The sequence below is a fragment of the Dietzia sp. DQ11-71 genome (assembly GCF_014144995.1).
Taxonomy (GTDB): Bacteria; Actinomycetota; Actinomycetes; order Mycobacteriales; family Mycobacteriaceae; genus Dietzia; species Dietzia kunjamensis.
Genome location: NZ_JAALDT010000026.1, coordinates 1 through 10,176, shown reverse-complemented (window position 1 = coordinate 10,176; position 10,176 = coordinate 1). Strand labels below are relative to the sequence as shown.

General features: G+C 70.3%; 12 protein-coding genes. 4 read left to right on the top strand and 8 right to left on the bottom strand.

All coding sequences use genetic code 11. The features are described 5' to 3' along the window. The first annotated feature begins 75 nt into the window (after positions 1 to 75). The 4 genes from G6023_RS01130 to G6023_RS01115 all read left to right on the top strand — a co-directional run bounded on the left by G6023_RS01130 (position 76) and on the right by G6023_RS01115 (position 4,658). Complete coding sequence (locus G6023_RS01130; RefSeq protein ID WP_182633869.1) at positions 76 to 768, top strand: phosphatase PAP2 family protein; 693 nt, start codon at positions 76 to 78, stop codon at positions 766 to 768. Positions 769 to 885: 117 nt separating this feature from the next. Further along, positions 886 to 2,277, top strand: coding sequence for an NAD(P)/FAD-dependent oxidoreductase (locus G6023_RS01125; protein ID WP_182633868.1), 1,392 nt, complete (start codon positions 886 to 888; stop codon positions 2,275 to 2,277). A gap of 123 nt (positions 2,278 to 2,400) precedes the next feature. Beyond that, positions 2,401 to 2,964: a dihydrofolate reductase family protein gene (locus G6023_RS01120; RefSeq protein WP_182633867.1), complete on the top strand. Its 564-nt coding sequence runs from the start codon at positions 2,401 to 2,403 to the stop codon at positions 2,962 to 2,964. Positions 2,965 to 3,227: 263 nt separating this feature from the next. Continuing rightward, positions 3,228 to 4,658, top strand: a complete 1,431-nt coding sequence (locus G6023_RS01115; protein ID WP_096906490.1) for an MFS transporter — start codon at positions 3,228 to 3,230, stop codon at positions 4,656 to 4,658. Positions 4,659 to 4,748: 90 nt separating this feature from the next. On the opposite strand, the gene G6023_RS01110 is transcribed toward G6023_RS01115, so the two are convergent. The 8 genes from G6023_RS01110 to G6023_RS01080 all read right to left on the bottom strand — a co-directional run. After that, positions 4,749 to 4,925: a hypothetical protein gene (locus G6023_RS01110; protein ID WP_172812101.1), complete on the bottom strand. Its 177-nt coding sequence runs from the start codon at positions 4,923 to 4,925 to the stop codon at positions 4,749 to 4,751. Positions 4,926 to 5,093: 168 nt separating this feature from the next. Beyond that, positions 5,094 to 5,402 carry a hypothetical protein gene (locus G6023_RS15810; RefSeq protein ID WP_241727595.1) on the bottom strand — a complete coding sequence of 103 codons (309 nt, stop codon included), beginning with the start codon at positions 5,400 to 5,402 and terminating at the stop codon, positions 5,094 to 5,096. Further along, positions 5,318 to 5,566, bottom strand: a complete 249-nt coding sequence (locus G6023_RS15805) for a DUF308 domain-containing protein (protein WP_347570694.1) — start codon at positions 5,564 to 5,566, stop codon at positions 5,318 to 5,320. Before G6023_RS15805 ends, G6023_RS15810 begins: the two co-directional genes overlap by 85 nt. A 189-nt stretch (positions 5,567 to 5,755) precedes the next feature. Next, entirely contained in the window at positions 5,756 to 6,253 is a 498-nt protein-coding gene (locus G6023_RS01100; RefSeq protein WP_069388391.1) for a beta-class carbonic anhydrase, read from the bottom strand. A gap of 73 nt (positions 6,254 to 6,326) precedes the next feature. Next, the gene (locus G6023_RS01095) at positions 6,327 to 7,541 is read right to left on the bottom strand and encodes an oxidoreductase (RefSeq protein WP_182633866.1); all 1,215 of its coding nucleotides are present in this window, start codon (positions 7,539 to 7,541) and stop codon (positions 6,327 to 6,329) included. Positions 7,542 to 7,687: 146 nt separating this feature from the next. Further along, on the bottom strand, positions 7,688 to 8,599 hold the full coding sequence (locus G6023_RS01090; protein ID WP_182633865.1) for an NAD(P)H-binding protein: 912 nt from the start codon (positions 8,597 to 8,599) through the stop codon (positions 7,688 to 7,690). Further along, entirely contained in the window at positions 8,596 to 8,853 is a 258-nt protein-coding gene (locus tag G6023_RS01085) for an HPr family phosphocarrier protein (RefSeq protein ID WP_182633864.1), read from the bottom strand. Before G6023_RS01085 ends, G6023_RS01090 begins: the two co-directional genes overlap by 4 nt. A gap of 60 nt (positions 8,854 to 8,913) precedes the next feature. Further along, positions 8,914 to 10,176 (bottom strand): PTS fructose transporter subunit IIC (locus G6023_RS01080; protein ID WP_182633863.1); only part of this gene is annotated, 1,263 nt, incomplete at its 5' end.

Here is a 10,176-nt window from a genome sequence, read left to right as displayed (position 1 = left end):
ACGGAGCGGTCACCACCGCGGCGCCCGGCAGTAGTTTTTCCTGATTTTCCCGGTGCGCGTCCCTACGCTGGGGCGATGACCATCGACGACGGCGACCCCCGGCCCTCCCCCGGGGCGTCCCGGTGGAGGGCACCGGCGGCGGGCGCCGGGTTCCTCCTGGTCCTCCTGGCGGTCTTCGCCGGGCTGGCGTTCGCCGTCTCCGACGACGAGACCGTCTCCCTGGACCGGCCGGTGATGATGTGGGTGCACGGGGCGACGACGCCCTGGCTCACGGCCGCGGCGGAGACCGCGAGCTACCTCGGCGGACAGTTCGTGCTCGCGGCCTCCGTCGTGATCGCGCTGCTGCTGTGCGTCCTGCGCAGATTCGGGGGCGCCTTCCTCGTGCTGGCCGCGGTGTACGGGTCGTCCAGGCTCAACGTCGCCCTCAAGCCGGCCTTCGAGCGATCGCGCCCGGATTTCTGGGAGCACCTGTCGGCGGAGAACACCTTCTCCTTCCCCAGTGGGCACGCGATGGGGTCGATGTCGCTCGCGGCGCCGCTGGTCGTCCTGACCTGGGGCAGCCGGTACCGGTGGGCCGCGCTCGCGGTGGCGGTGGTCTACGTCCTCGCGGTTGGCGCGTCCCGCGTCTACCTGGGGGTCCACTTCCCCAGCGACGTCCTCGCGGGCTGGTGTCTGACCGTCCTGTGGGTCGGGATCCTCGTGGTGATCCTGCTAGTCGTGACCCGCGTGCTCCGCCGATACGCGCCGACGCTCGCGGACTGGGTCTGACTCCGGTCCAGCACGGTTCGGCGGCTCGGGACCCCGGCCCGGTCGGGCGGTCTAGGATCGGCGGGAGTGGGCCCCGCGGGGCTCGGAACCCGGACAGTAGTGGGTCGAGGAGGCGCCATGACCATGAACTCTCATCCGGTGACGGGTGCTCAGGCCCCGGCGGATCGTCGCCACCGCGTCGTCATCATCGGGTCGGGTTTCGGAGGCCTCGCCGCCGCCCGCGCCCTCGACAAGGCGGACGTGGACGTCACCCTGGTCGCCAGGACCGGCCACCATCTCTTCCAGCCCCTGCTGTACCAGGTGGCGACCGGAATCCTGTCGGTCGGGGAGATCGCGCCCTCCACCCGGTTGGTCCTCCGCGATCAGGAGAACGCCACGGTCGCCCTCGGTGAGGTGGACCGGATCGACGTGGCCGCGCGGACCGTCCACGCGGCCGCCGGGCACGTGGACTTCGAACTCGAGTACGACAGCCTCGTCGTCGCCGCCGGCGCGAACCAGTCCTACTTCGGGAACGACCACTTCGAGCGCTGGGCTCCCGGCATGAAGTCCATCGATGACGCCCTGGAACTGCGGAGCAGGATCATGGGCTGCTTCGAACAGGCCGAGGTGACCGAGGACGACGCGGAACGTCGTCGCCTCCTGACGTTCGTGGTGGTCGGCGCCGGTCCCACGGGCGTGGAGATGGCCGGACAGATCGCGGAGCTGGCGCAGCGGACCCTGAAGAACAGCTTCCGCCGGATCGACCCGGGCCGGGCCCGCATCATCCTCATCGACGCCGCCCCCGCCGTCCTGCCGCCCTTCGGGCCGAAGCTCGGCAACGCGGCCCGCAGGCGGCTGGAGGAACTGGGTGTGGAGATCCAGCTCAACGCCATGGTGACCGATGTGGACTACAGCGGAATCGAGGTCAAGGACCCCGACGGATCGCTCCGCCGGATCGACTCGACCTGCAAGATCTGGTCGGCCGGCGTCCAGGCGAGCCCACTGGGCCAGATGCTCGCCGACCAGACCAGCGCCGAGGTGGACCGGGCGGGCCGCGTCCTGGTGAATCCCGATCTCTCGTTGCCCGGGCACCCGGAGATCTTCGTGATCGGCGACATGATCAACCTCGACAACCTGCCGGGCGTCTCCCCCGTCGCGATCCAGGGCGGCAAATACGTCGCCAAGCAGATCGTCCGCGAGGTCGAGGGGGGACGGTCCCCGTCCGGGCGCCCGCCGTTCAAGTACTTCGACAAGGGGTCGATGGCGACGGTGTCGCGCTACAGCGCGGTGGCCAAGATCGGGCCGCTCGAGCTCCACGGCTTCCTCGCCTGGGTTCTGTGGCTGGTGGTGCACCTGGCATTCCTCATCGGCTTCCGGAACCGCGTCATCACCCTGCTGTCCTGGGGACTGCACATCGGTGACCACCGCTCGCACCTCAACACCACCGCCCGGTGGGTCTACGCACGTCAGGCCATCGCCGAGGCGCAGGAGCGGGAGCGCCGCGACGCCGACCGAGCGGTGTCCGACTGACCCGACGCCGGTGCGGGTCCCGGACACCGAATCGCGGGAAACGCTCAGTCTGGAGCCTGCGCACGGCACTACACTGCCCTCATCACGACCGTCCACATCACGGACGAGGGCTGGAGGACGGCCATGGGCACACTGACCTACACCGCTACCGTCTCCGTCGACGGGTACGCCGCGGACGCGAGTGGCGACTTCAACTGGTCCGCCCCGAGCGGCGAGGTGTTCCGGTTCCACGTGGAACGCCTGGGGCCCGTCGTCCACGAGGTACTCGGCCGGCGGACGTACGAACTGATGGAGTACTGGCAGTCCCCACCCGAGGACGACTCGTGGAGCCCCGACGAGCACGAGTTCGCGGAGCGGTGGAAGGCGATACCGCGCACCGTGGTGTCCTCGAGACTGACCGCGGACGACCTCGTGTCCGATCGTGATCGCCTCGTCCCGCGACTCGACCTGGACACTCTGCGCCGCATCGTCGATGAGGCGCCGGGCGAGGTGGAGATCTTCGGACCCACCACGGCCGGCGCGGCGATCCGCGCGGGGCTGGTCTCGGATCTCCGGTTGTTCGTCGTCCCCAGGGTCGTGGGCGGCGGACTGCGCGCGCTGCCCCCGGACACGACGCTGGACCTGGAGCTCGCCGCCCATCGCGTCTTCGCCGGCGGGACCGCGTACTCCCACTACCGGACGCGCTGACCCGGCGCACGGCATCACCAGCACCACCCCTGCGCGCCGCCTCGCCAGCACGCCGCATCACCCGCACCACCCCCGCACGCCCCGGCGGCGGGGGAAGGATTGGACACCGTGCGCAACGATCGCGAAAATCGACGGGCTGATCTGTGCCACGTGCACAGCCACCACCGGGCAGGGTGACCCACATCACCTGGCCGCCTACGCTTGTCGCGGTCGCCGGTCGGTGGTCGACAGTAGATGCGCTGTTCAGACGTCCTAGGAGGAACATGGCAACGCCGGACGGGTCCACAGGGCCCCACGGGACGGGTACCGCGGTCCCCGAGACGATCTCGGCCGAGCCGGTGCCCCGGCGCCGGATCATCCTCGCCTCGCTCATCGGGACCACGATCGAGTTCTACGACTTCTACATCTTCGCGACGGCCGCGGTGTCGGTCTTCCCGCTGCTGTTCTTCGCAGGCGGTGACTCCGGCACCGCTCTGCTGGCCTCGATGGCCACCTTCGGTACGGCGTTCATCGCGCGGCCGCTCGGGTCCATCGTCTTCGGTCACTACGGGGACCGTCTCGGCCGGAAGGTCACCCTCGTCGGCGCGCTGCTGACCATGGGTATCGCGACGTTCCTCATCGGCCTGCTGCCGACGATCCACCAGATCGGTCTCTGGGCGCCGGCGATGCTGACGATCCTGCGCTTCTTCCAGGGCATCGGCCTGGGTGGCGAGTGGTCGGGTGCGGCGCTCCTGGCCTCCGAGACGGCGCAGCCGGGCAAGCGTGCGTTCGCCGCCATGTGGCCGCAGCTCGGCGCCCCGTTCGGCTTCATCCTGGCCAACGGCATCTTCCTGCTGCTCACGATCTGGTTCTCCTACGATTCCACCGCTGCGGAACTGGGCGACCCGTTCCTGGTGTGGGGGTGGCGCCTGCCGTTCCTGTTGTCGATCGTGATGGTCGCCGTCGGCCTCTACGTCCGGCTCCGCATCGAGGAGACGCCGGTCTTCGCCCGGGCGATCGCCAACAACGAGCGGGTCAAGACCCCGGTCTCCGAGGTCTTCCGCCGCAACTGGTGGGAGATCATCCTCGGCACGTTCATCATGTTGGCCACGTATGGCCTGTTCTACCTCATGACCACATGGATCCTGTCGTTCGCGATCGGCGGCGCGGACGCCGGCGGGCTCGGATACGGGTACCGGTCGTTCCTCATCATCCAGGTGATCGCGATCGTCCTGTTCGCCGCGTTCGTCCCGGTGGCCGGCCTGCTGGCCGACAGGCTGGGCCGCCGTCGGATGCTCATCGGCGTCACCGCCGCCATCATCCTGTTCGGCCTGAGCTTCGGCTGGTGGCTCGACCCGGACGCGATGGGTACGGGCGAGAACCTTGACGTGGTGCGGATGCTGCTCTTCCTGTGCGTCGGCATGACCCTCATGGGGCTGACGTTCGGGCCGATGTCCGCGGTGCTTCCCGAGTTGTTCCCCACCCACACCCGCTACACGGGCTCGGGAGTGTCGTACAACTTCTCCGCGATCCTGGGCGCGGCGCTGACCCCGTTCGTCGCGGTGTGGCTGGTGCAGAACTACTCGGTCGCCTACGTCGGCTACTACCTGGTCGGCCTGAGCGTGCTCACCATCATCTCGCTGATCCTCGCCCCCGAGACCAGCAAGACGTCCATGTACTCCGACGAGCAGCAGGCCGAGGGCGCACACACCTGACGCCTTCGTGACGCCGATCTCCGGCGCGCGCTACAGAAGACCCCGGGACGAAGAACTGCGTCCCGGGGTCTTGCGTGTATCCCGTCCGGGTCAGGAGAGGCCGCCGAGGAGGTCCGTGGGCAGCAGCCCGGTCAGAGAGTCGGTCGCGCTGCCGACGTCACTGCCGGCCCCCTGGAGAAGGGAGCCGAGACCGAGCGAACCAAGGAGCGGGGCGGCGAGGGAGCCCGCCGCGAGAGAACCGAGGGAACCGAGAGCGTCTGAACCCATTGCAGGGGAGTCCTTTCGTCGGGGTGATGAGGCGATCCGGGTCACAACCGGTGCGCCGGGGCCGAGGTTAACAGCGATCCGCACTGGGCTCGACCGGTGCGCTACCGGTCTCTGGAACATCTCCCGGGGTGCCCGCGTGCGGGGAGGCGGGTTTGGGTGGTCCGGCCGTCAGCCCCTCAGTGGGAAAGCGCGGGCCACGTTGAGGACGCCGAGGACGACGAGGGAGATCGCGAAGAGCCACCAGAGGAACCCCGCGCCCCACACCGGGGTGCTGAGCAGCGCGAATCCGGCGAGGACGGAGATGATCGCGAAGAGGATCGTCACCGCGGTGGAACCGGTCTCGCCGAGGGTGAACAGTGCGGTGAAGCCCTCGACGATCCACATGACGCCGATCATGACCGTGACGAAGAGAGCGAGGAACGCCGCCGACTCCTGGAGAGAGGCGAACGCATAGGCGCCGGCGAGGATGAACAGCACTCCGAGGAGGGCGGGCCGATCCTGCTACCCGTGCTCTGCCACCTGGCGACGGCCGCCACGGCGATGTAGACGACGCCGGCCGCGATCGCGTAGACGGCCAGCACCCCGGTCACGGCAACTGCCGTCTTCGCGGGCCAGAAGAGGACAGCGACGCCGAAGCCCACGGCTATGAGGCCGCCGACGAGCAGGGCGACCCGAAACGGGTTGACGGAACGAGTGGTCTCGGCTGAGTGAGTGTGTGTGGACACTGCGGGGCTCCGTGCGGGATCGCCGGGACAGTTCGGCGCGGGATGAAAGAACCTCCAACTTAGCGCGATCGCCCTTCCCCGGGAAGGGGCATCAGCAGGTCCGCGTCACGCGCGGGCGACCTCGCGCAACTCCCCGGTGCCGACGTCGTAGACGAAACCGCGGACAGCGGTGCTGTGCAGCAGGAACGGATCGGACTCGACGCGGGCGATCGACTGGCGCACGTCGGCCTCCGGCTCGGGGAACGACTCCGGCGCCCAGCGGGGCCGCAGGCCGGTGTCGGACTCGATCCGGTCCTTGAGGTCGTCGTCGCGGAAGGTGAGCATCCCGCAGTCCGTGTGGTGGATCAGGACGATCTCCTCGGTACCCAACAGACGCTGGCTGATCGTCAGCGAGCGCAGGACGTCGTCGGTGACGACCCCGCCGGCGTTGCGGATGACGTGCGCGTCGCCCTCGGTCAGGCCCAGCAGGCCGTACGGGTTGAGACGGGCGTCCATGCAGGCCACCACGGCGATCTTCCGCCCGGGCGGCATGGGCAGGTCGCCCTTGTCGAAGTCGGCCTGGTAGGCCTTGGCGGCCTCAAGCAGTTCGTCGGTGACGGTCATGGCCGAAGGCTAGTCCCGTTTCGGCGGCCCGGCCAGGGTTCGTCTGGCGCTGCCGGAAACCCGGCGCGGCAGGTCAGGCGGGGGAGCGCAGCGGCATCTCGTGCACCTCGCGCACGAACTCGGGCAGTGGCCCGGCCGTGCGCAGGACCTCGGCGATCGACGGATCCGCCAAATGCAGACGACCCACGGAGATGAGGTCGAACTCGCCGCGCTCCATGCACTCCACGACCGCATCGATGTTGTCCGCGGCGATGGCCGGCTTGCCCGACTTCTGCTCGCGCAGGGACGTCCCGATCCCCACCCCGCCCACGGCGCCGGACGGCAGGCCGGTGAGCCGGCGGGCCCATCCGGCCAGGGTCACCTCGCCGTCGTCACCTCCCAGGTCGGGGAATGCCGCGTCGCTGAACCGCCTGGTCGAGGCGTCGAGCAGATCGACCCCGGCCTCGGCGAGTGCGCCCAGGTAGACGCCCAGTTCGTCGGGAGTGGTCGCCTTGCGGACCGTGTAGTCCTGCTGGGTGTGCTGGGAGAAGCGGTAGAACAGCGGCGCGTCGGGGCCGATCGCGGCGCGGACGGCGGACACGACCGCGGCGGGGAAGCGGCTGCGCGCGGCCAGGTTACCGCCCCAGTCGTCGGTGCGACGGTTGGTGTCGGCCCAGACGAACGCGTCGAGCAGGTACCCGTGGCCGCCGTGCAGCGTCACGCCGTCGAAACCGGCCTCCATCGCCAGGCGCGCGGAGCGGGCGAACGCGTCGATGACCTCGGAGATGTCGGTGTCGGTCATCGGCGGCACCTCGGGCGACCAGCGGGCGACGCTGCGCTCGGAGTACGTGGTGACGCCCGGGGTTCCCCACCGGCCGGACGGGCGCATGGGGTGCATCTCCATCAGCCGGTCGCGGTGGGCCCGGTCGAAGCGGGCGTTCGCGCCCCAGAGCGGGCCGACGTGCCAGAGCTGGGCGATGATCCGGCCGCCGGCGGCGTGGACGGCGTCGGTCACCACATGCCAGGCCGATACGGATTCCGGCGTGTCGAGGCGGGGGATCCACGAATGGTCGACCGAGGTCGGGTGGTCGACGCCGATCCCCTCGGTGACGACGAGCCCGGTTCCGCCTGCGGCACGGTCGGCGTAGTAGTCGCGATTGACCTCGTCCGGCAGGCCGTCGGGGCATCCCATGCGCGTCATGGGGGACATGACGAGGCGATTGGCCAGGTGGAGTGACCGGACCTCGATGGGACGGAACAGGGCCTCACGGCCCGGGGCGACCGGCGGGGTGGCGATACGCGACGTCATGATGCGCGACCTCTTTGTTTCCTCGGGCGGTCGTCTCGGGCCTCGATCTCGAGACTCTCGCGGATTGACGAGTGTCAGTTGTGATCGAGGTTACCTAAGCGGGTCGGCGGATGTCGCATCGGCGGTGGCCGCGTTGGACATCCCTCCTAGTCGGCAACGTCGGCGAGCGCGACCCGGATCGCCTCGTCGATCCCCGTCATCTCCCAGTCCCCGGGGAGCAGCCCCGCGGCGGGATCGTCGACCACCATGTCGTGTTGCAGGCTCTCGATCAGCGCACTGACCGTCGCTCCGTCCTGATCCACCAGGGGTGCCAGTCCGGCGGCGACGAGGTCCCACGGCACCCCGGGCACGGGGAGGCGCACCGTCGGCAACCCGGCGATGCGGGAGTAGCGCGCGAGCAGTGCGGGATAGGTCAGGGCCTCGCCGCAGCCGAGGGCCGCGTGGCCGGTCCGGGGCTCACCGTCCAGGGCATGGCACAGGGCCTCCACGACGTCCCGTTCGGCGACGGGCTCGACCCTCCGGTGCCGCATCCACCGGGGCACCGGCTGGACGGGGAGCAGTTCGCAGAGCGTGCGGAGGACCTCGAAACTCGTCGAGCCCGCGCCCAGGATCACCCCGGCCCGCAGCGTGAACACGGGCGTGGGCCCGGCGGAGAGCAGCGACTCCACCTCGAGCCGGGACGCCATGTGCCTGGACAGCGGCAGGCGGTCGTCCCCCGAGGGGGCCAATCCGGAGACGTAGACACACCGCTCCGTGCCGGCGGCGGCCATCGCCCGGCGCATCGCCTCCGCGCCTTCGGCGTCCTCGCGGCGGAAGTCGGCGCCGCCGCCCATCCGGTGGACCAGGTAGACCACCTCGTCGACCCCGTCGAGGGCCGCCGCGAGACTCGCCGGGTCGAGGACGTCGCAGCGCACGGTCTCGACCCGATCGGACCAGGGGTGCGTCGCGGCACGGCCGGGGTCCGTGACGCCGGCCCGGACGCGGTGACCACGGGCGAGCAGGGCGGGTACCAGGCGCGAGCCGAGATACCCGCCGGATCCCACGACCAGGACGGTCATTCCGCGTCGAGATCCTGCTCGATGAGCGCGGCGATCTCGGCCACCGCGTCGGCGTCCTCTCCGCTGACGGTCACCGTGGCGCCCTTCTCGGCGCCGAGCGCCATGATGAGCATCGCGGACGCGGCGTCGGCCTCCTCGTCGTCGTAGGCGATCTCGATGTCGGTCTCGTACTTCTCGGCGGCCTCGGCGATGATCCCCGCGGGGCGGGCGTGGAGGCCCTCGGCCGATCCGACGATGACGGTGGTGCTGGGCATGGCGTCTCCTCTGTGTATTCCGGTGCCGGGGGTTCCCCCGTCATCGTGCAGGCTCTGGTGTCAGGCCGCGACCGGCTGTGCTGCGGCGGCCGGGGCCGGGGTGGGCTCGCGGCGGGTGGTCTTGGCGACCACCACGGCCGCGCACGCGACGAGGGTGCCGGCGAGGATCGCCAGGAGGTAGCCCCAGACCGGGTTGATGGCGAACACCACGAACAGCCCGCCGTGGGGCGCGTACGACTCGACCGAGAACGCCATGATGAGCGCACCGGTCACAGCACCACCGGCCATCATCGACGGGATGACGCGGAGCGGGTCGGCGGCGGCGAACGGGATCGCCCCCTCGGTGATGAAGCTGGCGCCCAGCAGGAACGCGGCGCGGCCGTTCTCCTGCTCCACCGGGCTGAACAGGCGCTTGCGCACGACGGTCGCCAAGCCCATCGCCAGTGGCGGAACCATGCCGGCGGCCATCACCGCGGCCATGATCCGCAGCGTCGCCGGGTTGTCGGCGACCAGCCCGGCCGTGGCGAACGTGTACGCCGCCTTGTTGATCGGCCCGCCCAGGTCGAAACACATCATCAGACCCAGGATGACGCCCAGCAGGATCACCGAGGAGCCGGTCATGCCGCCCAGCCACGACTCCATGGCGGAGGTCAGGGAGGCCAGCGGACGGCCGAGCAGCAGGAACATCAGCAGGCCGATCGCCAGCGAGCCGATGAGCGGGATGAGCACCACCGGCATGAGGCCGGCGAGCCACCGCGGGGTCTTCCAGGTGGTCATCCACCGCACGAGGTAGCCGGCGAGGATGCCGGTGACGAGCGCACCGATGAACCCGGCACCGAGGGTCGCCGACAGCGCACCGCCGACGAAGCCCGGCGCGATGCCGGGACGGTCGGCCAGGCCGTAGGCGATGTAGCCCGAAAGCACGGCGATCATGAAGCCCATCGCGGCCTGGCCGATCGCGAACAGCACGGCTCCCATGTAGAGCCGCAGCCCGGAGTGGGTGAGGGCTTCGGCCCCGGCGGTCCCGGCGGACACGATCTCGCCGTCGAGGTACCACACCTCCCCGGGCAGGTCGGTGAGTGAGAACCCGGTGGCGAGCTCTTCCCACACGAACGCGACGTCGTACCCGGCGAACAGGAATCCCAGTGCGAGCAGGAGCCCGCCGGCGGCGACGAAGGGGATCATGTACGACACGCCGGTCATGACGGCGCGCTGCAGTCCGCGAGCCCAGTGCTCGTCGGAGCCGGACCCGCCCGAGCCGGAGCCGCCGTCGGCGGTGCCGGAGTCCGCCGACACGCGCCGTGCCCGGGGGTCCTGGGCCGC